At 58.2% G+C, this 25,357-nt stretch carries 17 protein-coding genes and 2 pseudogenes; 15 read left to right on the plus strand and 4 right to left on the minus strand.

The annotated features are described in order from the left end of the window. Window positions 1-847: 847 nt before the first annotated feature. From ACVIW0_RS06280 to ACVIW0_RS06295, 4 genes and pseudogenes are all read left to right on the plus strand, one after another. Window positions 848-2,818 carry a glycoside hydrolase family 127 protein gene (locus ACVIW0_RS06280; protein ID WP_461351545.1) on the plus strand — a complete coding sequence of 657 codons (1,971 nt, stop codon included), beginning with the start codon at window positions 848-850 and terminating at the stop codon, window positions 2,816-2,818. A gap of 555 nt (window positions 2,819-3,373) precedes the next feature. Beyond that, window positions 3,374-3,663: pseudogene (locus ACVIW0_RS06285) on the plus strand (transposase); the annotation flags it as partial. 213 nt (window positions 3,664-3,876) lie between these two features. Continuing rightward, window positions 3,877-4,677: an effector protein NopP gene (locus tag ACVIW0_RS06290; protein ID WP_461351546.1), complete on the plus strand. Its 801-nt coding sequence runs from the start codon at window positions 3,877-3,879 to the stop codon at window positions 4,675-4,677. 441 nt (window positions 4,678-5,118) lie between these two features. After that, window positions 5,119-5,865, plus strand: a pseudogene (locus ACVIW0_RS06295) (transposase); the annotation flags it as partial. Window positions 5,866-6,856: 991 nt separating this feature from the next. Here ACVIW0_RS06295 and ACVIW0_RS06300 read toward each other — a convergent pair. The 4 genes from ACVIW0_RS06300 to dctA all read right to left on the minus strand — a co-directional run bounded on the left by ACVIW0_RS06300 (window position 6,857) and on the right by dctA (window position 13,059). Then, window positions 6,857-7,243: a response regulator transcription factor gene (locus ACVIW0_RS06300; RefSeq protein ID WP_461345123.1), complete on the minus strand. Its 387-nt coding sequence runs from the start codon at window positions 7,241-7,243 to the stop codon at window positions 6,857-6,859. Between the two features lie 93 nt (window positions 7,244-7,336). After that, complete coding sequence (locus ACVIW0_RS06305; protein ID WP_461351547.1) at window positions 7,337-8,005, minus strand: response regulator transcription factor; 669 nt, start codon at window positions 8,003-8,005, stop codon at window positions 7,337-7,339. Then, window positions 8,002-10,674, minus strand: coding sequence for a PAS domain S-box protein (locus ACVIW0_RS06310; protein ID WP_461351548.1), 2,673 nt, complete (start codon window positions 10,672-10,674; stop codon window positions 8,002-8,004). The genes ACVIW0_RS06305 and ACVIW0_RS06310 overlap by 4 nt, the downstream gene beginning before the upstream one ends. Window positions 10,675-11,754: 1,080 nt before the next feature. Then, window positions 11,755-13,059 (minus strand): C4-dicarboxylate transporter DctA, encoded by a 1,305-nt coding sequence (gene dctA, locus ACVIW0_RS06315; RefSeq protein WP_461351549.1) that lies wholly within the window; start codon window positions 13,057-13,059, stop codon window positions 11,755-11,757. A 1,853-nt stretch (window positions 13,060-14,912) separates the two neighbouring features. Here dctA and ACVIW0_RS06320 point away from each other — a divergent pair. The 11 genes from ACVIW0_RS06320 to hypA all read left to right on the plus strand — a co-directional run bounded on the left by ACVIW0_RS06320 (window position 14,913) and on the right by hypA (window position 25,296). Then, window positions 14,913-15,593, plus strand: a complete 681-nt coding sequence (locus ACVIW0_RS06320; protein WP_229158754.1) for a molybdate ABC transporter permease subunit — start codon at window positions 14,913-14,915, stop codon at window positions 15,591-15,593. Window positions 15,594-15,695: 102 nt separating this feature from the next. Beyond that, window positions 15,696-16,958, plus strand: coding sequence for a serine hydrolase domain-containing protein (locus ACVIW0_RS06325; protein ID WP_461351550.1), 1,263 nt, complete (start codon window positions 15,696-15,698; stop codon window positions 16,956-16,958). Window positions 16,959-17,759: 801 nt separating this feature from the next. Beyond that, window positions 17,760-18,851, plus strand: a complete 1,092-nt coding sequence (locus ACVIW0_RS06330; RefSeq protein WP_461357257.1) for a hydrogenase small subunit — start codon at window positions 17,760-17,762, stop codon at window positions 18,849-18,851. A gap of 23 nt (window positions 18,852-18,874) precedes the next feature. Further along, window positions 18,875-20,665 carry a nickel-dependent hydrogenase large subunit gene (locus ACVIW0_RS06335; protein ID WP_461351551.1) on the plus strand — a complete coding sequence of 597 codons (1,791 nt, stop codon included), beginning with the start codon at window positions 18,875-18,877 and terminating at the stop codon, window positions 20,663-20,665. Beyond that, window positions 20,655-21,386, plus strand: coding sequence for a Ni/Fe-hydrogenase, b-type cytochrome subunit (cybH, locus tag ACVIW0_RS06340; RefSeq protein ID WP_461351552.1), 732 nt, complete (start codon window positions 20,655-20,657; stop codon window positions 21,384-21,386). The genes ACVIW0_RS06335 and cybH overlap by 11 nt, the downstream gene beginning before the upstream one ends. A gap of 17 nt (window positions 21,387-21,403) precedes the next feature. Further along, complete coding sequence (locus tag ACVIW0_RS06345) at window positions 21,404-22,030, plus strand: HyaD/HybD family hydrogenase maturation endopeptidase (RefSeq protein ID WP_461351553.1); 627 nt, start codon at window positions 21,404-21,406, stop codon at window positions 22,028-22,030. Beyond that, complete coding sequence (locus ACVIW0_RS06350; protein ID WP_461351554.1) at window positions 21,999-22,289, plus strand: HypC/HybG/HupF family hydrogenase formation chaperone; 291 nt, start codon at window positions 21,999-22,001, stop codon at window positions 22,287-22,289. Before ACVIW0_RS06345 ends, ACVIW0_RS06350 begins: the two co-directional genes overlap by 32 nt. Before the next feature lie 184 nt (window positions 22,290-22,473). Beyond that, on the plus strand, window positions 22,474-22,884 hold the full coding sequence (locus tag ACVIW0_RS06355; protein WP_461351555.1) for a thioredoxin domain-containing protein: 411 nt from the start codon (window positions 22,474-22,476) through the stop codon (window positions 22,882-22,884). A 20-nt stretch (window positions 22,885-22,904) separates the two neighbouring features. After that, the gene (locus ACVIW0_RS06360; protein ID WP_461351556.1) at window positions 22,905-23,768 is read left to right on the plus strand and encodes a hydrogenase expression/formation protein; all 864 of its coding nucleotides are present in this window, start codon (window positions 22,905-22,907) and stop codon (window positions 23,766-23,768) included. Window positions 23,769-23,867: 99 nt separating this feature from the next. Beyond that, entirely contained in the window at window positions 23,868-24,962 is a 1,095-nt protein-coding gene (locus tag ACVIW0_RS06365) for a hypothetical protein (protein WP_461351557.1), read from the plus strand. Continuing rightward, the gene (gene hypA / locus ACVIW0_RS06370; RefSeq protein ID WP_229159175.1) at window positions 24,955-25,296 is read left to right on the plus strand and encodes a hydrogenase maturation nickel metallochaperone HypA; all 342 of its coding nucleotides are present in this window, start codon (window positions 24,955-24,957) and stop codon (window positions 25,294-25,296) included. Before ACVIW0_RS06365 ends, hypA begins: the two co-directional genes overlap by 8 nt. The last annotated feature ends 61 nt before the right edge of the window (window positions 25,297-25,357 follow it).

Consider the following 25,357-nt stretch of genomic DNA (forward strand, 5'->3'; position numbering starts at 1 on the left):
GGAGCGAGGCCCGCCTGCCCACAGGGCGAAATCAGCCTGAAGCCGATTCAGAACGGATGCTCCGCATTCTCGCAAAGCCAACGAGCAGACCAGCGAAAGAGCTCTGGGCTGCTTCGTCGCGGCTGGGTCATTGGCAAGGCGTAGGCGCGGCAACTTACTTTTTAAAATGCCAGCATGCGCGCCATCTCGGCCAACTTGTATATACACCTTCGACCGGGGGCTAGGATTAACGGCCCAGTTTTTCCGCTGAATCCAGCGTAGCAGCGGCCCATTCGATCCGACTTGGGTTTCACACGCCCTGCGCACCCCTCCCACCTGCCACGCGTCATCAAAGGATTGTCCGAAACCTGACATTCCCGCGCAGCATATTGAAGACCTCGAATCAGGTGCGGGCGGCTGGTCGCGACGAAAGGAGCGGTGTTCCGGCTGTATCTGCGGCCAGCGAGTATGTGGGCCATTATCTGCCCTGGGGACAGCCGATCGGTTCGTGTACCAGGATCGCCCCAGCGCTGCGGCGATGGGGGATTTACCTCGACTGGCTAATCCGGTTGGTGGACCAGCGATCGCGACGGACGCTTATCGCAGAGCCGCGGATCGGATCGACCAGAAGAACACTCCTCATTCTCGGCATGGGAATTGCTGGCCCGCTCCTCGAACGAGCCGCTGCCAGCACATGTTTGGTAGTGCGACGCCGCAGGAGAACCCTCTCCATTTCTATCACTGCAACACTCGCTTCGGGAATAGGACTGTGCAGCTGCAAACCTCAGTGCCGCAACTCCAGCAACGCAATCACGGTGCGTCGGCTTGCCCGGCTAGGCGTCCTTCCGTCCCACCAGGGAGGATTGAAATGAGTGAGCGGGATGTGGCCGAAATCGATCTTCACAACCTCCACGTCTTGGATCCACTGATTGGGAAATGTCAGCAGTTGGTAAGGGAAGTGGCAATTCCCTACCAATGGGAGGTGCTGAACGATCGCGATCCAGAGGCAGTCCCGAGCCACGCGGTGGAGAACTTCCGCATCGCCGCCGGAGATGCAAGAGGCGAGTTCCATGGAACGGTTTTTCAGGACAGTGACGTCGCAAAATGGCTGGAGGCGGTTGCTTGGTCGCTATGCCAGGCACCCAATCCAGAGCTGGAGAAGGCTGCCGACGAGCTGATTGAATTGATTGCAACCGCCCAATGTGGCGATGGCTATCTTAACACCTATTTCACATTGAACGCGCCTCGGGAGCGCTGGAGCAACCTAGCAGAGTGCCACGAGCTTTACTGCGCCGGCCATTTGATTGAAGCGGGTGTCGCTTTCTTTCAGGCGACGGGCAAACGGCGATTGCTCGAGGTTGGTTGCAGACTTGCTGACCACGTCGATAGAGTCTTCGGCCCGGAGCGCGATCAGCTACATGGCTACGATGGCCACCCGGAAATTGAACTTGCGTTAGTGCGTCTTTACGAAGTGACGCATGAGCAGCGATATCTCGCGCTAGCCAATTTTTTCGTGGAGCAACGGGGCTCGGAGCCCCATTTTTACGACATTGAGTACGAGAAGCGCCGGCGATCCTGTGCGACCAAATCAGGCGGCCCGCCATGGATGTTGAGAAACAAAGCATATAGCCAAGCGCATTTGCCGCTTTCGCAGCAGCGGACTGCCACCGGCCATGCGGTTCGCTTTGTATACCTCATGACCGGGGTAGCTCATCTTGCCCGGCTGCGTCAGAACGATCAGCAACGTCAGATTTGCCTACGGCTGTGGCAAAACATGGTGCAGCGCCAGATCTATATCACCGGCGCCATCGGCTCGCAGAGCGCGGGCGAAGCGTTTAGCTGCGATTACGATCTGCCGAACGATACAACGTATGCGGAGAGTTGCGCGTCCATTGGCCTAATGATGTTTGCGCGTCGGATGTTGGAGATGGAGCTGGATGGTCACTATGCCGACGTGATGGAGCGCGCGCTCTACAATACCGTTCTCGGCAGTATCGCATTCGACGGTCGTCATTATTTCTATGTTAATCCGCTCGAAATGCATCCCAAAACGCTGAGGTCCAATGGCATTTATAATCATGTCTCGCCGGTGCGAAGGCACTGGTTTGGCTGTGCGTGCTGTCCACCGAACATCGCACGGCTTTTCGCATCGATTGGTCATTATATCTATACACCCCGCGCCGATGCGCTCTATGTAAATCTCTACGTAGGCAATAGGGTGGAAATACCGGTCGGCGGGACTAAGCTGCGATTGCTCATGAGCGGCAACTATCCCTGGAAAGACGAAGTGGAGATCGCCGTCGAATCCGCGCTGCCAATTTCCCACACACTCGCTCTGCGCCTACCACAATGGTGCAGCGCGCCGGAGGCGAGTCTGAATGGAGAGCGTATCAATTGCGAGCCCCGAAGTGGCTATTTGCACATTCACCGGACATGGAGACAGGGAGATCGCGTCAAACTATTGCTGCCGATGCAAGTACGTCGCGTTTACGGCCATCCGCAAGTTCGTAATTTGGCTGGCAAGGTGGCCATAGAGCGTGGCCCGCTAGTTTATTGCCTTGAGGAAGTCGACAACGGGACCGAGTTACACAACGTTTGGCTTCATGCAGGCAGCCGTTTTTCCCTTGTCGACGGAACTGGTCTCTTCAACGGCAAGATTTTGCTGCAGGCGGACGGAGGGCGACTTCAACACACGCAATCCGAAGAAGCGCCACTGTATCATTACGACAGGGTGCCTGGACAGCTAGAACCGAAGCGGTTGACATTCATCCCCTGGTTCAGCTGGGCTAACCGCGGTGAAGGCGAAATGCGGATTTGGATAAATGAGCGCGGATGCTGACAAGGAGCCTGCTGCCATGAGTCGCAATTAGCTAGGCGATATCGCCGGTCAAAGCCAAGACATCGCCAATCTAGCTAAGTCGGCCCGTCCTCGAGCTCCACTGAACTATCGAAACGAAGAACAGGATATGAGGCGGTGCGACGAGCCGTTGGAACGCGAACGAGCCGCTTGCAATCAGCAGGCCAGAGGCATCCTCAGACTTGCTCTCGGCCTCATCAAGCCGGCTAAATGCCGACTGCTTGAGCGTGCCGCCGTGAGTGTTTGAAGCAAGCACGGTGACAAACCAGAGTGAAGTACGATTAGAGGGATCCACGTCAGGTTTTCGTAAGCCAGGCTGCCTATCAGACCCACACGGCCTAACAGGCCTCGACCAAGTGCAGAAATCTAGTCGTCCGTGAAGAATGCGGATGACCTGACAGATGAGCAGAATTGGTCTTGATGTGTATTCGATGTTGCAGGAAAGCGGGGTGTTGGACCTCGCTTTCTTGCGTTTAGGGATTTTGCTTTCGGGCGATTCGTGATCCCCTGACGGCGTCGTCGACATTGGGGAATGCGATGAGCAAGCCGCGGGATGATCGCCAGAAGGACCTGTTGCTTCCGGCGCTCGATCAGATCATCGACATGGTCATCCGCTGGTGCGATTGGAAGCGCTGATCGACCGGAACATCCTGAATGAGCGCTTCAGTTCGGTGTGCCAAGCAGGGTCGGGACAGCCGGGCTTGCCGAGGCGGCTAGTGGCGAGCCTGTTCATTGTGAAGCACATGCACAAGCTGTCAGATGAGGTGCTGTGCGCTCGCTGGATCGAGAACCCCTGTTACCAATACTTCCGCGACGAATTGAGCTTCTGCCAACGGAGCGGCGCGACATTTGCGCCGAAGCAAATCCGGCTCATCCCTATGGCCCTCGACTTTCCGGCCACGTTCTCGTCCAAGACGCGATGTCAGCTTACGGACAGCTAAGCTGACGCGGCGTCAGCTTGCGGACAGCTAAGCTCGGTATCAAGCAGGGCAGGTCGAGGGACCTGAACAAGATGCAACATCGATAGGAGTATGGTCGTCATGTACAACAATCGAATTAACAACTGGTCGGATGTTCCATCCGATGATGTGTATCATCACTCAGGCAGTCACGGCAATGCCGACGACTTTTCCGACGCGTTCGCTAGAATGCGATTGCACGATTCCGGTGCCAGCTCATCGTCGCAGCCGAATTATTATCTCAGCTCAAGCCCTCCTGTCATTGAAATCGACCAAGCCAGATTCCGGCGAGAGGTGAGGAACTTTCATGGCGACGAAATCAATCATATCGCCAACAATCCGCAGGAGTACTCGGAATATGTATCCGAAAGAGCCAGGCGCACGGCGGATGTCGCTTACAATTTCGGGATCCGAAGGGATTCTGACGCCGCCCGATATTACAGCTACCAACTAGGAAACAGGAGCGTCGGTCTCCAAAGAACGGAAGCGGGATTTTCTATGGAGAGTGAGTTCTACAGCCAACAGTGGCGAGAACAGTTCCCCGGACGCACTGACGTCACCTCGATCGTGGATTTTCAGGTTGCTCATCCGCTCGTCGGCAACGCTGGCGATATTCTGCTCGAGCACCAGCTACGGCAAGACGGCGACCGGCCGCTGGTGAACTGGCGTCCTGCTAATGACGAAGCGAGAACTCGTGCAGAACAAATGGGCTTCGTTGAAGTGGATCAAAATGACATGGTGCTCGATCCCAGCCAGTCCAGCCAATGGCGATACAGGGATGGTAGATGGCAGCGTGCAACCAATTCTTCGAGGTATCTCTCCAAAGTGGAGAGCGATACCGAATCGTCTTCAGAGTCCGACTCGGACGGAGACTTTATGTGACGTAAGATCCGCACCTCGATGAAAGGAGGTGCAGGAGCGCAGATAAACCAACACCTGCGGCTTACGATCGAGCCCAGGACTGAACGAAGCCGAATCCAATTCGGCTCAATGCGTGAGGTGCACCGTAGCTCACCGTACCGCGGCGGTTACGAGAGTTGGTTGGCTATGAATAGCGCAGCAGAAAACCCCGGCTTGCAGCCGGGGTTTTCGACTGCCGCCAGGCGGCACGAGCGGATCGCCTATGGCAGGCGCGAGCGTCATCGTGTCCGCTTCCGGCCAGTTAACGCGTCGACCGTGAAGAGCGGCTAAGCGACTGAGGTGAGATTGCATTATTCGTTGTGGCCTGTTTTGGGATTGCATAGTTTTAATGTTCGGGCATCGGAACCCTGCAAATTCATTTTCAGGATTCGGTCGAATGGCCAATCGTGATTCCGTACACGCATCGGAGCTGGCGATGCACCAAAGAAGCCCAAAGCAACGGGATCGAGCGATCTGTTCCGGGCCAGGCTGGGCCAGATCATCAACATGAAGCATGAGCTGGTTCAGCTCGCCGGCAGGGTTGATTGGGACTGGATCGACGGCGAGATCGCGCCGCTCTATAGCGAGAACGGTCGACCGGGGACGGCGACCGCTTCATGATCGGGCTGCTGCTGCTCAAGCACATTTACGGCCTGTCCGATGAGGGGGGGCGAGCGCTGGGTCCACGACCCATATTTCCAGTACTTCACCGGCGAAGAGTTCTTTCAGCATGCGTTCCCGCACGAGCGCTCGGACCTGAGCCACTGGCGCAAGCGGCTCGGCGACAAGCCGGAGCTGCTGTTGGCCGAGAGCCCGCGGGTGGTGCACGAGGCCGGCGCGTTGCCCGGTCAGGACTTCAAGCGGGTCACGGTCGATACCACCGTACAGCCGAAGGCCATCACCTTCCCGACCGATGCCAAGCTGCTGCACGCGGCGGTCAAGGGGCTCAACCGCCTAGCGAGGAAGCACGGGGTCAAGCTGCGGCAGTCCTATCTTCGCATTGCCAAGATCGCGGCCATGATGGCGGGACGCTACGCTCACGCCAAGCAATTCAAGCGGCATCAGCGGCACTTGCGCATCTTGCGCAGCCGGTTGGGCCGGATCATCCGTGATATCCGCCGCAAGATCGAAGGCCTGGCCGTACTCGAGAATGCCTTCGCCCTCTCGCTCAGCTGAGCCTCCCAGATCCGCGCCGCTGCTTAATTTGCGTCCGGCTAATCCGGAAGCAAGGGCCCGTGCGGCAAAGATGGGGGCTCGTCAAGATTGATGAAGACAACATGGTTCTCGACCCAGAAAAGTCGGCCAATTGGATAAGGAACCGCAATGGTGAATGGCAGCGGAAAGGCACCACTGGCCGTACCTCGCAAAAGCTGACGACAGTGATGGTAGCGATGACGAGAACGCAGTAAGCTCATCAACGCACGACTACGAGGGCGATTTCATGTGACGAGAGGATCTTACATAAGATCGTCATCTAGACTAGCTAGCGTCGCTCTTCGCGAAATCTTCAGTAACTAAGCGGCCTATTGCGGCCCGCCGCCTTGAGCGAGATACCGCTTAGAGTACAGCTGCGTCGCCCAGCTTCGCTCCTACTGAGCAGCCGATCCGGTGCGCCATCCAATAGATGGAGTTGCTCGCATCCGGTGATAGGCTACGTCAGATCAGAACAAGATGCGCCAGGCCGCCGCTGGCGGCCGGGCATTTCCCTTGAGTATCTGGACGGCTTGGCTGCGGAGGTCTTGTACACCATCTAACATGTGCAGGGGTTGGGGAGCGTCGAGGGAGGCTGCTCTAAGGGTGGTCTGAAGAAAGCACGGAGCGATGGCAGGCAGGGAAAAATGCGGCGACTGGCGCTGTGTCGGAAGCAGCTCGCGCAGAACTTTCGCGCTTGAGCTTTGTCGAACACCCTCTGCGCAATGTTCCCCGAAGTGCCAAAAAGAAGGGACGAGCGGAGCCTAGAAGTGCCAAATACTCCGACCCTTGGTGGCAACGTCGTTCTGAGCGGCCTGATGCCTGGGCAGCTCACGGGCCACGAAGGCAATGCGACATCGACTGGCGCTGGGCCACCTGATTTCGCACAGGCCGCTTCAATAAGATCGTACCGAGCTCGCGACCGGATCTCGACATTCGGGCTGAAATGACTCGCTGCCGGCTGATCGTTTCAAGTGCATCCTCCGTTGCGGTTTTCCTTCAGTGCGGCATCGAGGTGCTCGATCAGTGCATGTCCGGCGAAGGGCTTGGCCAAAAAGCCAACCGCTCCTGCGCTCAGAGCTGAGGCGCGCACGCGGTCGTTCGGGAAGGCAGTAATGAAAATAAACGGCACCCCGTAACCGCGAGTCCGCACTTCCGCCAGCAGATCCAAGCCGCTCATAACCGGCATCTGCACGTCCGTAATTACGCAGGAGGTCTCCTTCAACCGCGGCGATCTCAAAAAGTCCTCCGCCGATGTAAACGTTTGAACGATGTAGCCGCGCGATTTCAATAGGTTCTCCGTCGCCGCACGGACGGATGCGTCGTCGTCTACGACAGAAATCAAAGGCGTGGACAAGACGATCCCTCCTGGCGCGGGACTAACGGCTGCCGAGGCATTAGCCACCCTGGATGAAAAGTGGGCTCGAGGGACGAAATTGTAAAATCATACTTAGGTTTGTTCAGGACGATTGGCGCCGATCCCCAGAGTCTCAGCCATTCTGATCAGATCGGCCAGCGAGCGGGCACGCATCTTTCTCATTACGTGTCCCCGGTAGATCTTGACCGTAATCTCGGCGAGCCCAAGCTCAGCGGCTACCTGCTTGTTCATCAGGCCGGAAGCGACCAGCTTCATGACCGCCTGTTCGCGCGGGCTTAGGGTCGCAAACAGGGACTGCAGGTTTGCGACGGTTTGCTGGGCCTCCCGTCTTTTGCGGTCGCGCTCGGTCGCGGCGATCACCGCGTCAAGCAATTCCTGATCGCGAAACGGTTTGGTAAGAAAATCGACCGCGCCTCCTTTCATCGCCCTGACGCTCATGGGAATGTCGCCATGGCCGGTAATGAAAATGATCGGAATATGTATGTTCAACTTCGCCAGCTCGGTTTGGAACTCGAGGCCGCTCAAGCCTGGGAGCCGGACATCAAGAACCAGACAGCTAACAACATCCGGAAGTGCGTTCTGCAGCATTTCGCGGGCCGATCCAAATGCAACGACGTCCAATCCTACCGATTGAAAAAGGTTGGTGAGCGACCGACGCATGGAGATGTCATCTTCGACGACGAAGACCATGGCCTTTGTCGAAGCCTCGAGATTGCTTGGCGAGTCAAAGCGTCGCGTCATGAGACGATCTCCTCATGCAACGGCAGGGCAAACTGGAATGTCACGCCCGGCTCCTGCTTGCGCACCACTGACAGCCGTCCTCCGTGAGCCTCAACGATCGACCGGCAGATCGAAAGACCCATTCCAAGGCCGCTGGATTTCGTGGTGAAGAAAGGCTCTAGCACGCGGTCCGCATCATTCTCGGCGATCCCGACGCCCCAGTCTGTCACGGCCACCTGCACATGCCCCATATCGTCCATCGACGACTGAATCAGCAACTCACGCTTTCGATCCCTAACTGCGTCCATGGCTTCGATCCCGTTCATCACCAGATTGATGATCACTTGCTGCAGCTGAATGCGGTCACCCAGAATCGTAGGCAGCGCTGCCATCAGCTCGGTTCTTAACGCCACCTGGTGGCTCACAAGCTCTCGGGTCACCAGCGCAATGACGTCTCTAACGACCTCATTGATATCGAGCGGCACCATCTCGATCTCGCCTTTCTTCGCAAGAGCGCGCACGCGACGGATCACTTCGCTTGCCCGTATTGCGTCTTCGATGATCCACTCAACCGAAGAGCGCGCCGCCGATAGATCAGGAGTTTCGCGGCCCATCCAGCCAAGGCACGCGTCGGCGTTGCTGATGATTGCGGCGAGTGGCTGGTTAATTTCATGGGCAATAGAGGTTGTCAGCTCTCCTAACGTTGTTACACGTGTCACATGCGCAAGTTCCGCATGTGCCTTTCGCAACTGTTGTTCGGCTTGAGTTGCGCGAATAATGGCGGTGATGTCGGTGCTGACGCCGCGGTAACCAAGGAACTTGCCGTTCGTATCAAAAAAGGGCTTGCCACTCGTCCGAACGTAGATCGGAGATCCGGCCCGGTTAACAGTACGGTAGATGAGATCCCGGAACGGCAGATGCGCCTCCAGTGTGGCCCGGTGCTGCTGCCACTTCTCAGGTTCCTCTTCGACATCGCACGCAATGTCCCAGCGGAGCAGGCCCATCAATCCTGTCGCTAAGATTCCCGCAGCGCTGGTGTGCTCGGACAAGCGCGTAACCTGGTGATCCGGCCCCGTCTCCCAGAGCCAATCGGAAGCCGTCTCGGCGTAATCGCGAAAGCGCTGCTCGCTTTCGCGCAGCGCAGCCAGTGTGTTTTCTAGGCGCTCTCTGGCGGCGTATTGCTCGGTCACATCCATATGCGTTCCGATCAGTTCGCTCACGCAACCATCGTTGCCGAGTACGATGTGCGCAACGGAGTGTATGCGCCTTATCCCGCCGTCTTTTAGAAGGATTCGAAAATCATACTCGAAGCGATCTTCCTTGAGCTCGATAGCCTGGCGCTGCACCTCCTGGAGCCCGGAGAGATCGTCTGGATGGATGCGCGAGCGAATGGTCTCTATTGATACAGTCTCTTGCGGATCAAACTCAAACAGACGATCGACCTCGGCGGAGCGATACACAAAATCGAGCCCATGAACGTCCCAGGACCAACTGCCCGTGTGACTGAGATGCTGGGCTTCGGCGAGGTAGGCTTCACTGCGGCGCAGCTTCTGCTCTGCTTGTCGCTCCGCGGTAACATCCGTCGCTGCTCCGACAAATTCAATATCACCGCTGGCGGTTCTCGTGGCTCGTGCCCGCGCATGGATGTGTTTCACGGAGCCGTCCGGCAGCAGCAGCCGGTATTCATGTTCGAAATCCTTCGGATCTCGCATCGCCCGATCAATGACCTCTTGAACCGAAGCCCTATCATCTGGATGGGTGCGCTCGACGACGAGGTGCGGCGACGGAACGGTCTGCGGGTCCAACTCAAATATTCGAAACGTCTCCTTTGACCAGAAGACCTCGCCGGTGACGACGTTCCAGCCGAAGCTGCCCGTATTGCTCAGCTCCTGCGCCTGGGCCAAATGTGCTTCGCTCCGCTGCAGGGCAAACTCGGTCCGCTTCCGTTCCGTGATATCTTCGCAGGATATCAGAACAATGGGCCGATCATCAGCCCACAGCATGGCTTTGGCATTTTCACGTACCCACAGTACCGAGCCATCGTTCCTGACCTTCCGAGCCTCCCAGGTTCGCGATTGACCGATATCTTCAAGGCAGGCGCGAATGCATTCGCGAGCTAACTCGCGATCCTCCTCCAGAAAGACTCCCAGGATGGAATGGCCGATCAGTTCGGAACGCGCATAGCCGAGCTGTGCCGCGCCGAACGTATTGGTATTGAGGACGGTACCGGCTTCGTCGACCATGACGTACATGGCTGGATTGTGTTCAAAGATTGCTTGCCAGCGTTTCTCGCGGTCCTCCAGATCGGCCGCGCTGATCCGGAGCTTGGCTGCGGCCTCACGCGCGGCTTGGCTTTCTTGGCGGACCTTTCCGATCAGGTGCGTTCCGATGATAGAGACAATGAAGAACGCAACGACCACCGGAAGATCTTGTGGATCATCGATCCGCAGACTGAACGCTGGCGGCGCAAAGTAGTAAGCGAGAGCTGCGATGGCCACGACACAAAGCGCGGATGACGCGATGAGGCTGCCCATCAACGAAAACAGCAATACGACTAACAAATAGGCGAACGCCGTCGCAGCGAACGGCGCGTGAAGGTACAGGCAAGCCAGCGTCACTACGGCTAACGTTACGCTGCCGAAGGTAAACTGAGGTGCTGAAACTTTCAAACTGCTGATCTGGCTAGGCATTTTGATATCGTCCGGCCTTTTCTCCGGCGGGAGAGCTATAACATTTTAGGCAAAAATGAGGCAATCCTTTCCGTGCCGACAGACGCTCGTGCGCGGTTCCGAGATTGATTGCCTAGTGTTGAACTCAGCACGCGCCGAAGGAAGACGCATTACAAACGAACGTATAGTTGTCCTAAACCTTTCAATATTGCGCGCTGACCTCTGTACAATCGAGGCTGGGTTGTCGGCTTTCCTCCGCCGCCGGTGACCTCGGGGCAGGCATTCGAGGCTGCGGCCGAGGACCGCCGCCGCGACCCAGTGGCACCCACGACGAGGACAAGGACTTCAGTTCAGCCAGGACGTCGCGGCCGAAAAAGCAGCCCCCTTGTCGAACCCGGAAAGGGCAGGTGCAAGCTGCAGGACCACGCATCTCGCGATCGATCATGCGGAACGCAGCGTAATGTGATGTGCCGAGATAGCAAGGCGAACTTATGCAACTGCTATCTATGCATCGCGGCCAAGTCCGCCAGGCTCGGTGCCGACGAGCCGTCGGCCGGAATCCAGAGCGGGTATATGAGGGCCGAGCCGACACTTGCTTCTGCGAGCCGCCTCGTCTCAGTCAAGGTGCCAATCTAGTCCACGCTGATCACATCCATCGGATCTGATACGTACCGTAGTACTGAGTTGCACGCGGAAGATGCTACCGCCTCGTCGGCCGGGCGAGGCAAGTGTGTTGACCACGCACATGGGCATTTGTGGGCAGGCCAACACCTTGGTCCGTCACGCTGGATACGTTCCTTCGCAGTCTTCCCGCCTGGCTCGGCAATGTTGCACAGGCGCTCGGCTGGCCAGAAGCCAGACCTCGAAAGATTACGCTTGAAAATGACTTTCTAAAACTGCAGCTCCTTATCGCGTGCGGTCACCCCTCCCCGGCGACTGCCGGGGGCGTGACGGGGAGCAAGAGCTGCGTTCTGGGATGTCGTGGGAGAAAGCTCCGATTCGCAGATCAGGTACGGTGCCGACTTGAACTACGAAGAACCATAAATGTGGTTGCGCTTGGATTCGACGCGTCTTGCACTGACTGCGATCAACATCCGGGGCCTACCGCCCTGTGTCGACAGTGGTGGGCCGGTCAAGCCGAGCGTGCAACGTCGCGTGCTCTAGCTCGCCTTCCCACCAGGATACGAACACGGCTGCAATGCCATTGCCAGTGATGTTGGTAAGGGCGCGTACCTCGCTCATGAACTTGTCGATCGAGAACACGATTGCCATACCCGGTACCAGCGCTGGGTTGACGACCGACAATGTTGCGGCGAGCGTGATGAAGCCCGCGCCGGTGACGCCGCTTGCCCCCTTGGAGGTCAGCATTGCCACGAGCAAGATCGTGAGCTGTTGGCCAAAGGTGAGATCGACTCCGAGCGCTTGGGCAATGAACAATGTGGCAAGCGTCATATAAATGTTGGTGCCATCGAGGTTGAAGGAGTACCCAGTTGGGACCACCAGGCCGACCACGGGCTTGGAGCAGCCCAGCCGCTCAAGCTTCTCCATCAATTGCGGCAGCGCGCTTTCCGAGGACGAAGTGCCGAGCACGATCAAAAGCTCGTCCTTGATATAGACAATGAACTTGAAAATCGAAAAGCCGACGATGCGTGCGATAACGCCGAGCACCACCACCACAAAAAGCGCAGCCGTCACGTAAAATAGCGCGATCAGACCGATCAGATTGCCGAGCGCTGCCGGCCCGAACTTGCCAATCGTGAAGGCCATGGCGCCGAAGGCCCCGATCGGGGCCGCTTTCATGATGATGCCGATTACGCCGAACACCGCGTGCGCGACGTCATCAATCATGCCGCGCAGCCGCTCACCGCGTTCTCCTAGCGCCATCAGAGAAAAACCGAACAGGATCGCGAACAGGAGTACCTGCAAAACATCACCGCGAGCGAACGCGCCGACCACGGTATCGGGAATGATGTTGAGGACGAAATCGACGCTCTTAGACGCTTCCGCTTGCTTGACGTAATTGGCGACCGCTGCCGCGTCCGGCTTGAGTGCAAGGCCACGACCGATTTGGATCAGATTACCCATAATAAGGCCCAATAGCAGCGCAAAGCTGGAGACGATCTCGAAATAGACCAACGCCTTGACGCCCACGCGACCGACTTTCTTTGCATCCTGAATGTGCGCGATGCCGGATGAGACGGTGCAGAAGATGATCGGTGCGATCACCATCTTGATGAGTTTGATGAACCCGTCACCGAGCGCCTTGACCCAATCGTTGGTCGCAACAGATGGCCACAGCCAACCGACTAATGCACCAACCACTATGGCGATTAACACCTGGACATAGAGAATCTTATACCAAGTCTGCGACGCGCGCGCGGGTGCCGCGGTTGCCATGGTGGTCATGACGCTTCCTTCCCAAATATACTCGAATGCAAGCGGCCGCGTCGTTGAGAGGCGACAGCATCATGCGAGGCTCGTTGTTTTAGCCGTGTCCGATTGAAGACGATCCGAGGGGCGGCGGGTCATCCCAAAGGCAGGCGTTCAGTTACGTTATCTTTTTTTGCTAAGCAAGATATGCACCAGATGTCGATCTGCGGCGAATCACGCGTCTGCGGATAAACCGTCTCTCGCCGTTGGCTCAGTCCAGGTGCTCGGACCGCGGTTGCAAGCTCGAACATGACGTTGCAGCACAATGGGTACCTTTTTGCCGGCTGTGGTAGCGCGGGCTCGCCTCGACCTAGAACCTTGGTGCGATCGGTATGCGCGCCTGATGAGATCGATGCAACACTGCGTGAGATTGGTAAAATCGATAGTTTCGATCGTAGGTATTCATACGATGGAAGCCTGGCGCATCGAAGATCTAGAACCCGATTGCCTCCAAATTCTGTGATGGAGGTGCTACATTCTCGCTAGCGGCAAAGCATGTCCGTTAGCGAGGCATTTGTCTCCAGGTGAAGTGACCGCACAGTTCAGCAGAAGGCGGGCATCTGGGAGCCCGCAGAGGTCGTCCAAGAAGAAGGAATCTTATGGCCCTTGAAGTCCTGCCGTGTGTTGCCGAGTTCAGCGGCAACGTGGCCCCTCAAGACGGGGCTACCGTCGTCGCTGCTCGACGCGCGGTTGGCCAGAAATGGGAATACCGCACATGCTCTATAGCTCCCGCATGTGGGCGCGCACTACAGAGGCGAATCGTGGTTTGATGAGAATCCCCGAGTACAGCGCATGCGGCGCGGGGCAAGAGGCAGGGGCGCGCTGATTCCGTCGTTTTTTTATCGGATTGTCCAAGCATGCACGATGCTTGAGCAACGCGCCTTCACGCTATCCATGCACCCCGGGGGGCTGCCACTATCGCAAATCGCGCAGATGCGCGTCTCGGCAATTTGGTGCGCCGCGAGTGTGGCGTTTGCACCATCGACATCGTCAAGACCGACGCTGATCTTGACCACCGTGACGTCTTCTTCGACGAGCCGCAGAAACGCGGAACGAAAAGATATTCGCGCCCGGGGCATTATCACGGTCGACCTACGGCACCTCCCGGACGCTCTGTAGGTTCGCTGCAAACCGTTCTTGGCGGCAGGTCCCGGTCCCAGCGCAACTAGCTGCATGTCGCAAGGATGTGCGCCCGCTGATTATGGTGCGCACATGATTGCCGGATGGAGGCATCTCTGTTGATGGTCGTTTCCGGCACCGTCAAGCAAAGGCATTATCGTAAATGGAAATGGGGCGGGTTGTGCTCGCGCTCAGCCGCGCCCGCGTTCGAGCGAACTTTAAGCGGCCGGGGCAACTTTCGAAACAGAATCCACTTAAGGATTGCGTCGATTGATCATCAATCGCCGTAAGATCCAATAGCAACCCTGAGGGCGTCAAACTCTGCCAATCATTGTGCCGTCGCTGTCTCCTCGGGAACAAAGTTGCCGGAAACCTGACAGAGCGCAGGATCAACTCCACCGCGAACTCGTCGTCCGTGCGTATTTTTTCACGCTGAGCCTAGGATGCACCACATTGCGCAAGCGGCACAGGGATTGCTGGACGATGAGCGAGGAGCTGCCGCCGACGGTCGAGGCGGCCCCGTAACAGGAGTTTCCTATGAAGCTTGCGCCGCTGCTCTTGGTTGCGAGAACGATGCACGTCAATGTGGTGGCCGCCACGAAGTTCCGCATGACTAAGAGGCGCTGTGGGCCCCATGCCTCGGCGCGCCGGACCCGCAGGCGATCACTGCCCCGAGACGGCGGCCGTCGCTCGTTGGGGAGTTGACGGCGATGGATGCGTTTTCGGCAGAGATTTGGCAATCCGTTGCGCTTACGGTCGAGCTCGCCAGCGTGACGACCATGATCCTCCTGGTGATTGGTGCGCCGCTCGCGTGGTGGCTAGCGCGTTCAAAGACTGCTCTGCGCGAGGCCGTGGCAGCGATCATCACGCTGCTGCTGGTGCTGCCGCCGACGGCACTCGGTTTCTGCGTCCTCGTGCTGCTCGGCCCTAGCGGGCCGGGCGGGCTTCTCGCTTCTTTCTGGGGCGAGCGCTCGCTCGCCTTTACCTTCGCAGGAATCGTAGTCGGATCGGTGCTCTCGGCGTTGCCTTTGGTGGTGCAGCCAATCCGCAACGCCTTTGTTGCGATGGGCGACCCTCCGCTGGAAGCTGCGGCGCGGGTTTCTCCATTGTATGCCTTCATTACAATCGGTTTGCCGCTGGCGCGATTGGAGTTTGTCAAAGCCGCTGTGATTGGTTTCGCTCATACGATCGGCACATTTGGCGTCGTGATGATGATCGGCGGCAATATTCCCGGGCGCACTAAGGTGTTGTCAGCCTACGTCATAGACTACGTCCAAGCATCACGCTGGCGCGAGGCGAGTGTGGTTGCGGGCGGTATGGTGATGTTCGCTTTTGCGGTCATCTTCACTTTAGCTCTCCTCGACAGACGCTGTGCCAGGAGAAGCACATGAGCGCAGGCACGCCAAGCCGAATCGAGGGGCTTTCCGCTTGCCAAACCAGACTTGCCAGAGCTGGAGCAGCCCAAGCCAGCTCCGTCTAATGGCGAGGATAGAATGAACAAGCTTGTCATGGCCGCAGCGGTTGCTGGAATCAGTTTTAATTCAGTGCATCCAGCGCCTCTGCCCGAGGTCATGGCCGATGATGTCGGAGTTTCTCGGCAGCGCCTTGCCAAGCTGGACGAGTTCTTCGATCGTGAGATCGAAAACAAACGCGTGCCGGGCGCGGTGGTTGCAATCGCCCGAGACGGCAAGCTGATCCACTACAAGGCGTACGGCCAACTTGATCCTGCAAAAGGATCGTCGATGCGGCTCGATGCGATGTTCGCGCTCGCATCTATGACCAAGCCGATGGTGGCCGTTGCTGGCCTCACCCTCATGGAGCAAGGTCGCCTGCCTCTGCGGGGCAGGCTTACGGACTATTACCCGGAATTCGCAAACATGAAGGTGGCGGTGCCACGGCCTGACGGTTCGTTAGAATATTTAGCGCAGAGTTCTCCGATCTACATCCACGATCTCTATCGACACACATCAGGTCTCACCTATGGCGCGCCTCCAGATAGCCCAGACCAAGTGGCGCGCCTCTACCCGGAATTTGCAGCCCCGCCGGTAAAGGGCGACAAGCAGGCTTTCATCCATGCCATTACCAAGTTGCCGCTAGCACGCCAACCGGGGACGGAATTCGAATACGGCTTCTCAACCGACGTGCTCGGAGCTGTCGTGGAACAGGTCAGCGGACAACGATTGGGTGACTATCTTGCCAACAACCTGTGGAAGCCGATCGGCATGCAGGATGCCACCTTCCATTTGTCCATATCGCAACGCGAGCGCCTCGCGCATCCGTTTCCAGACGACCCACTGACGGGAAAGCCACAAGAGATCGAGCTCCTCGAGAGTCCGACAAAGTTTGACTGCGGAGGAGCCTGCGCGTTTGCGACAGTCGGTGACTACGTGCGCTTCGGACAAATGTTGCTCAACGGTGGGGAGCTCGATGGGCAGCGCATTCTCGGCCCGAAGACGGTGCGCCACATGATCTCCAACCACCTCGGGCCGGAGATCAGGAATAAGGTCTCCAATGTGGAGGCACATCGTGCCGGCTTCGGCTTTGGACTCGGAGTGGCTGTACGCATAAGAGAGGGTCTCTCAGCGGTTCCGGGCAATCCAGGTGAGTTCACTTGGACCGGCGCTTACGGAACACAATTCTTCTGCGACCCAAAGGAACGTCTGGTCGTGGTGGTCGGAACGGCCGCGCGCGGAGAAATCCGGAAGTACTATCGCGAACAAGTCCAGTACATCGTCTATGCCGCAATAATTCTATAGTTCGCCCGGCGTTGAAAGAGCCCGACGACAGTTTGGGGTGGTTGGAAACCGGTGAGCTGGACACCAATGACTGAACGTCAGCGCCGGCTCCCGCTATCCTCGGCCGGGTTGCGCCGGTGCTAGGACGAACGCGACGCCTCCGCATCGCGAAGCGATTCTTGAGGCGAGTGCGGTGTCGTGATGCGCTAAGAGGACCGCGGCTTGCCATTGATTGGCTCGCGCGGTGCGCTCCTAGACTCAAGAACATTCAGCCCTTCGCACCCGATCCCGTGGTGATGCCGTGCGCAGCCACATTGCAAGACAGACAGATCGGATCGATCCGCCTTGCAAATTAAAGCATGTGCGCTGCACGGCTCGGTATCGCCTTCTGTTCGGCGCTGGGCTGCCACTTTGGCGTGTTTCCGCAGTCGGACAAGGACGCGATTGACCCCCCAATTGGTCCGCAGAGAGCAAGTCTGATTGAGACGGACGGCTGGCGCGGTGCTCGTCACCTGCTCCACTCCTTTTAATTAGGGCATGCGCGCGCGTGTTCCGACGCAAAGCGAGTATGACGTGGTCGCCAGGATTGGCAAATCATTGTGCTGCTCTGTTCAAGTTCTCACATCGACGTTCAAAGCCCGACATCACTGGCATGACAGGCCCTCGACGGCGCGCGCCTGGGGCTTGCTGGTTCGCCCGCCGATAGGGCAAGAGTCGAAAGGCTGGTTTGGCACCCGGTCAAGCGTTGCGCTCCGATGGCCTGTTTCTTGCTGCTGCGTCAGCAGTTGGTTAGTGCCGACGATGACTCACATGGAAGGGTTCATGGGCGGGGCAACGGAGACGCTTTACAGCGTGATCAGACGTCAGGGCATCACGCGTCGTAGTTTCCACAAATTCTGCAGCTTGACGGCCGCAAGCTTGGGACTTGGTCCGCTTGCCGCAAGCACTATTGCCGACGCCCTGGAGACCAAGCCGCGCGTACCCGTGATCTGGCTGCATGGGCTCGAGTGCACCTGCTGCTCGGAAAGCTTTATCCGCTCGGCCCATCCGCTGATCAAAGACACGCTGCTGTCGATGATTTCGCTCGACTATGACGATACGATCATGGCGGCGGCAGGAGAGCAGGCTGAAGCCATCCTGGAGGAAGCCCGCGCCAAGTATAAAGGCAGGTATTTGCTTGCGGTCGAAGGTAATCCGCCGCTGAAGCAGGAGGGTATGTTCTGCATTGATGGCGGCAAGCCATTCGTTGAAAAGCTCAGGTCGATGGCTGAAGAGTCGATGGCGATCATCGCTTGGGGCACGTGTGCGTCCTGGGGATGCGTCCAGGCGGCCAAGCCCAATCCGACTGGCGCTGCGCCGATCGATCAGGTGATCAAGAACAAGCCGATCATCAAGGTGCCCGGGTGTCCGCCTATCGCAGAGGTCATGAGCGGCTTGGTGACTTTCATCACCACGTTCGGAAAGCTTCCGGAGCTCGATCGCCAAGGGCGCCCCAAGATGTTTTATTCCGAGCGCATTCACGACAAATGCTATCGACGTTCCCATTTCGATGCCGGCCAATTTGTCGAAGAGTGGGACGATGAGTGCGCACGCAAGGGCTATTGCCTCTACAAGATGGGCTGCAAGGGACCAACCACCTACAATGCCTGTTCGGCCCTTCGGTGGAACGGCGGTGTTTCATTTCCGATTCAATCCGGCCACGGCTGCCTGAGTTGCTCCGAAGACGGCTTTTGGGACAAGGGTTCATTTTACGACCGACTCACGACTATCAAGCAGTTCGGTATTGAGAAGAACGCCGATCAGATTGGTATGGCTGTTGCCGGGGTGGTTGGGCTGACCGTCGCCGCCCATGCGGCGGTCACCGCCGTGAAGCGGTTGACGAAAACGCCGGATCGCAGCGCGCCACCCAAGTAAACGAAATTGAGAAGAGGGTGACGGTGGCCGGACAGATACCAAATGGGTTCGATCTCGATCGCTCCGGCAAGCGAATTGTCATCGATCCGCTCACGCGCATCGAAGGCCACCTGCGTGTCGAAGCCAATGTCGATTCCGACAACGTGATCCGCAATGCGGTTTCGAGCGGGACGATGTGGCGTGGCATCGAAGTCATCCTGCGCGGGCGCGATCCACGCGACGCCTGGGCGTTTACTGAGCGGATTTGCGGTGTCTGCACCGGAACCCATGCGCTGACCTCCGTGCGTGCGGTTGAGAATGCGTTAGGAATCACGATTCCGGACAACGCCAATTCGATCCGAAACATCATGCAGCTGTGCTTGCTCGTGCATGATCATCTCGTGCATTTTTACCATCTTCACGCGCTCGATTGGGTCGACGTGGTATCCGCGCTCAAGGCCGCCCCCAAGTCGACCTCTGCGCTGGCGCAGTCCATCTCGCCGTGGCCATTGTCGTCCCCTGGCTATTTCAAGGATTTGCAGATCAGGCTGACTAAATTCTTTGGATCAGGGCAACTAGGTCCCTTCAAGAACGGCTATTGGGGGCATCCGGCCTACAAGTTGCCAGCGGAGGCAAACCTGATGGCCCTGGCACATTATCTGGAAGCGCTCGACTTCCAGAAAGAGATCGTCAAAATCCAGGCCGTCTATGGTGGCAAGAACCCCCATCCGAACTGGCTGGTCGGCGGCGTGCCCTGCGCGATCAACATCGACGGAACTGGTGCGGTGGGTGCGATCAACATGGAGCGCCTCAATCTCGTATCCTCGATCATCGACCGTTCGATCGAGTTTGTCGAGCAGGTCTATCTGCCCGACGTCGCAATGATCGGCTCGTTCTATAGGGATTGGCTCCATGGCGGCGGACTTTCAAGCAACAGCGTAATGTCCTATGGCGACATCCTCGAAAACGCAAACGACTGTTCTGCGAATAATCTCAAGCTGCCGCGCGGCGTGATCCTTGATGGCAACCTCACGGAGATATTGCCGATCGACCATAGTGATCCCGAGCAGATCCAGGAGTTCGTCACGCATTCGTGGTATAAATACCCGCACGATTGCTGTGGACTGCATCCATGGGATGGCATCACCGAACCGAGCTTCGAGCTCGGGCCAAAAGTCAAGGGCAGTAAGACTGATATTAAGGAACTCGACGAAGGCGGCAAGTATTCGTGGATCAAAGCGCCGCGCTGGCGCGGCCGCGCCGTCGAGGTCGGGCCTTTGGCGCGATACATCATCGGCTATGCGCAGGGCAAAGCCGAATTCAAGGAGCCGGCCGACAAACTGCTGAAGGGACTGAATCTTCCCCTGACCGCGATGTTCTCGACGCTTGGCCGTACCGCGGCGCGGGCACTCGAATGTCAATGGGCGGCGCATCAGCTGCGTTATTTCCAGGATAAGTTGGTCGCTCACATTAAGGCAGGCAATACGGCAACCGCCAATGTCACAAGATGGAAGCCGGAAAGCTGGCCCACGGAGGCCATAGGCTACGGTTTCGCTGAGGCGCCGCGCGGCGCGCTTGGACACTGGATCAAGATCAAGGACACAAAGATCGACAACTATCAATGTGTCGTGCCGACGACATGGAATGGATCTCCTCGCGATCCCAAGGGTAATATTGGCGCCTTTGAAGCCTCGCTGATCGGCACCCCGTTGGCAGATCCGCTGCGTCCCCTGGAGATCTTGCGTACGATCCATTCCTTTGATCCGTGCCTGGCGTGCTCGACCCATGTGATGAGTCCTGACGGCCAAGAAATGGCTTCAGTCAATGTTCGTTAGGGACATCCGAAACGAGGCTCGGCAGCCCCCGGCTGTCGATGCAGCATCGACCGAGCGCGGCATCGGCGATCGCGGCGCCTATGTTTATGACGCGCCTGTGCGACTGTGGCACTGGGTCAATGCGGCGGCCATTCTGATACTGGCCTTAACCGGCTATCTGATCGGAACGGGCACTCCGGCGATGTCGGGACAGGCAAGTGGCAATTTCCTGTTCGGCTATATCCGATTTGCGCATTTCTCTGCAGGATATATCCTCAGCATCGGCTTTGCTCTCCGCATTTACTCGGCCCTGATCGGAAATCGACATGCCATGCAGATCTTTTGTGTTCCGCTCTGGCGCGGGCGCTTTTGGCGCGAGGTACGCCACGAGATTCGCTGGTACGCGTTCCTTGCAGTTGAGGCCGATAGACGCGTTGGGCACAACCCCCTGGCTCAGCTCGCGATGTTCCTTATGTTTACGCAAACGATCACGTTCATGATCGTCACAGGCTTTGCACTTTATGGGCAGGACGCCGGTAGCGACAGTTGGCAGGACTGGCTGTTCGGCTGGGTGTTTTCAATCTGGCCGAATAGCCAGGACGTCCATACCTGGCATCATCTCGGCCTGTGGGTGATCGTGGTCTTTGTGCTCGTTCACATCTACGCGGTGATCCGGGAGGACATCATGTCGCGCCGGAGCATCTCCTCCATGATTTCGGGTGAGCGCGAGTTTCGCCATTGAATGGCAAGCGGTTACTAATGCCGGAGGACAAGCAACGGATCCTTGTGCTTGGCATCGGCAATATCCTGTGGGCCGATGAGGGGTTCGGCGTGCGGGCGGTAGAGGAATTCCATCGCCGCTATGTAGTCGCTGACAACGTCACCATCCTCGACGGCGGCACGCAGGGGCTCTACCTCGTGAGTTATCTTGAGCAGGCTGATTGCCTGATCGTGTTCGATGCCATCGACCTTGCACTTCCACCCGGACAGTTGAAGCTCATGCGGGACGCCGAGGTGCCAAAATTTGCCGGCGCCAAGAAGATAAGCTTACATCAGACCGGATTTCAGGAGGTCTTGAGCGCGGCCGATCTGCTTGGTCGCTGCCCGCGAAACCTCGCTCTCATCGGATGTCAGGCGCTGGACCTGGAGCATTGGGGCGGCCCGCTGACGGTTCCAGTGCGCTTGCAGATTGCGCCGGCGATCGAACTGGCTTGCAAACTCCTGGCGCAGTGGGGTTCGCCGGCCACACTGCGAACGGCGCCGCTGCCTGCATCAGAACGGCTGTTGGCGAACAATATCGACCATGCAAGTTATGAGATGGGAGCGGAGCCGATCCAGCGGCCCGCGATTGATCATGTGCCTTGGCTTACCAATGACGATTGTTGAGACGGACGACATCACGGCACTTTGTGAGTATCGCAACGAACAGCGGCGTGTCTCGGTCATGCTGCTCTACTGCGCCCCGGTCGGCGCCAGGGTGCTCGTTCATATCGACACCGCCGTGCGACTCCTGGATGAGGATGAAGCAAGACTGATCTCGGAAGCCCTCGACGGGCTTGATGCCAGCCGTAACGGCCAGGACTGCGACCCCTTCTTTGCGGATCTGGTCGGTCGTGAGCCGCAATTGCCCAAGCACCTACGTTAGCGGTTCTGCTGCGAATGTTGCGGTGAGTACGCATGCCCGCAAATCGATCAATCGCGCGCACGTTCCGCATGGAAAAGTCAAATGCTTCGGGCGATGATTCCAGTCTCCTCACAGCGCGACGATGATTGGCACGCGCCTTGCTACATCTCACCTCGCAAACCAAGGACTACCTGAAAGGAGTCTGATGAAGTTCCAGCCGGCTCGGTATGATGTCGGACCCTGTCCGTCTGAGGTGGAGAGCATCAGCGCGCATGCACGCCTGGTCATGCACGCTTCCCCGAGCGCGCCCGAGGTGCTGCTGAAGGTCGATGCCGTATATTCGCTCCGGGCCGTCCATGTCGCATTATCCCTTCCTGAATTGATCAAGGCTCTTCGGCGCTGTGTGCGCGGCGCAGTGCCTGCGCATGCGTTGGCTGGAAAGCTGGTCGGACGGCTCGGCCCGCGTCGTCGATCGACGCTAATTTGGTGCCATCGGCACGACACGCTTGGCCTGATCGGCAGACGTCTGGTCCGCTTGGTCAAGATCGACCGCATCGTCGCACCGATCGTTTGGCTGTACGGTGGTAGCGTTTGTGCCGGCAATGCCTCCCGATAGATCCAACCGGACATCGCATCATGAAGGCAGCGGTCCGCGCCGTATCCGAGGATGCCGAGCAGGTGGTGGGCAAGTCTGCCACGGGCACGGAAAGTTTCGATTTATTCCATAGCGGGCCGGCAACTATGGAGGCGGTAGCCAAGCGCGCGCGGCGCGACGGCGACGAGCTTGCAAGGAACTATCCGAATGTCATTGTGCTGTTGTCGAATGTCGCCGCTGCCGCTCGCGGTCATCGGCAGAGCACTCGGACGGAACTGTACGGGCTCGCCAATCTCAGCGAGCTCGAGCGCAAGCTGATTGGCGAAGTGCTCGGCGAGGGCGAGGTCACCGGCGTAGTTGGGCTGCCAGATGGCTCTTTTGCACAGCTCCGGGAAGCGGTCCTTGCGGGGATCTGGCGCGTGCGTATCGGGGCCGAACCGGCGCACGAATATGTTGAGGTTGGGGCAATCCCGCGGATTGTGCAGTGCGCCGCAACTGAGTTGACGTCTGCCGACTTTCTGATCGGCGCGGCACCGGACGGCGCCATGAACGTGGTCGCGGTGCTTGCGGAAATACGCGAGAGGGCGCGTGTCTGGCGGTCGGGCATGCGGGCCCATGTTATCAACCTGACGTTGCTGCCGATGAGTGCTGTGGATATGGTGTTCCTGCAGCAAACTTTGGGCAATGGTCCGGTCCAGCTCATCTTCCGCGGTTACGGCACATGCCGCGTGCAGGCGACCAGGGTGAGAAACGTCTGGTCGGTGCAGTACTTCAATTCTTTGGACGACGTCATCCTTGATACAGTCGAGGTCGGAGCCGTGCCGATCGTTGCCTTGGCTGCTGACGAGGATTTCGAGGACTCTGCCGAGCGCCTGGAGGAAATTATGGAGGCGTACTTCACATGAAGAACTCAAGAATGCTCGCGATCCGGTGGGACCTCGCAGTCTGCGCGCGGTCGCCTGCTGCCGACATGTTTTGCGCGAGCTAATGACGTAGCGGTGCATATGAGCTTCGCGGCCCGCAACAAAATCGATGTTTCGGTCTGGCTTGCTGCCGACGTAATCGCCGCGGTCGAGATCATGCCCCGAGTTCGGCCACCGCTGGCGCGGCTGTTCGCCGGCAAACCGGCCTCGTTACTGCTCAAACAGATCCCGCGGCTCTTCGCATTGTGTGCCGTTGCGCAGCAAATCGCGCTTCTGTCTGCGATCGAGACGGCGCGCGGCGAAGTGATCGGCCCCACGACAAGGCAGCATCGTGTTGCGCTGGTCGTTGCCGAGCGCATCGCGGAATTGCTGCGGGGTCTCTTTGTCGGACATCTTGCCCGGGACACCGCCAGTGCTGCGGCTATTCGTTCTGTCATGCAGGGAATGTCAGCACTTATCGGTAGCGGACAACCGGCCTGCGGTCCCGCTCGATGCGAAGCGACGGCAAGAATTGTGGCTGGGCTGGCCGCGATCGGCATGCCGAACGGAGATGGCGCGCCCAGGCCCTGCAGCCCATTGGCAATTCGCATAGCCGCGCTGGACGAGATCGACCTGAAATCGACCCGGATCGCGCACTCGTTCCTGTCCGTTGCCGACGACCGCAACATCATTGAACGGCTGCTCGGCGATGACCCGACATTTTGTCATTGTCCCGACCTTGGGGGGCGTGCGCCCGAGACGGGTCCATGGGCACGCCAGATGACGCGTGATCGGCTCTGGCTGGGCCGGTCGGGTGCGGTCGAGCGGCTGAAGGCCAGAATTGCAGAAATCGTTCGTCTATGTGACTGGCTCAAGGCCGGTGCTCATATCGACTCAGCAGAGCCTGGGATTATCAAAAGCTACAGGTTGGGTCCGGGATGCGCCGCGACCGCGGTCGAATGCGCCAGGGGCAGGCTCTATCATGCGGTTGAGCTTGATCCTCAGGGCCGGATAGACCGCTTCGAATTTCTTGCTCCGACGGAATGGAATTTCCATAGGGCCGGACCGCTAGTCCGGAACCTGCAGGGCGCGGCTCTGACGGCAAGACGGCATCGGAAAGCGGTTCGTGCGGTGATTGAATCGCTTGATCCCTGTGGCGGATTCACACTCAGGTTTCGCAGGGTTGTCGATGCATGAAATGGCGATTTGTCTGGGCATCATCCAAATCGTCGAGGAGGAGATGCGTCAGCGATCGTTGTCGCGGGTGCGGAGCATCTGTCTGGAAATCGGGGCGCTGAGTCATGTCGCGCCTGATGCGATCAGGTTCTGCTTTGCTGTCGTTGCGACGCGAACGATTGCCGAGGGGGTAGCTCTTGAGATCCTCGAACTTCCGGGCATCGCCTGGTGCATGAGCTGTTCTAACAGTGTCGAAATTGCTCGCCGCGGTGACCCCTGTCCTTGCTGCGGCAGCTATCAGCTGCAAGTAACCGGCGGCGAGCAGATGCGAGTGAAAGAACTGGAGATCGATTGATGTGTACCATTTGCGGTTGCAGCCAAGCGACGTCTTCAATCGAACTTGCCAGAGCGCGTGA

The organism is Bradyrhizobium sp. USDA 4454 (genome assembly GCF_054822705.1).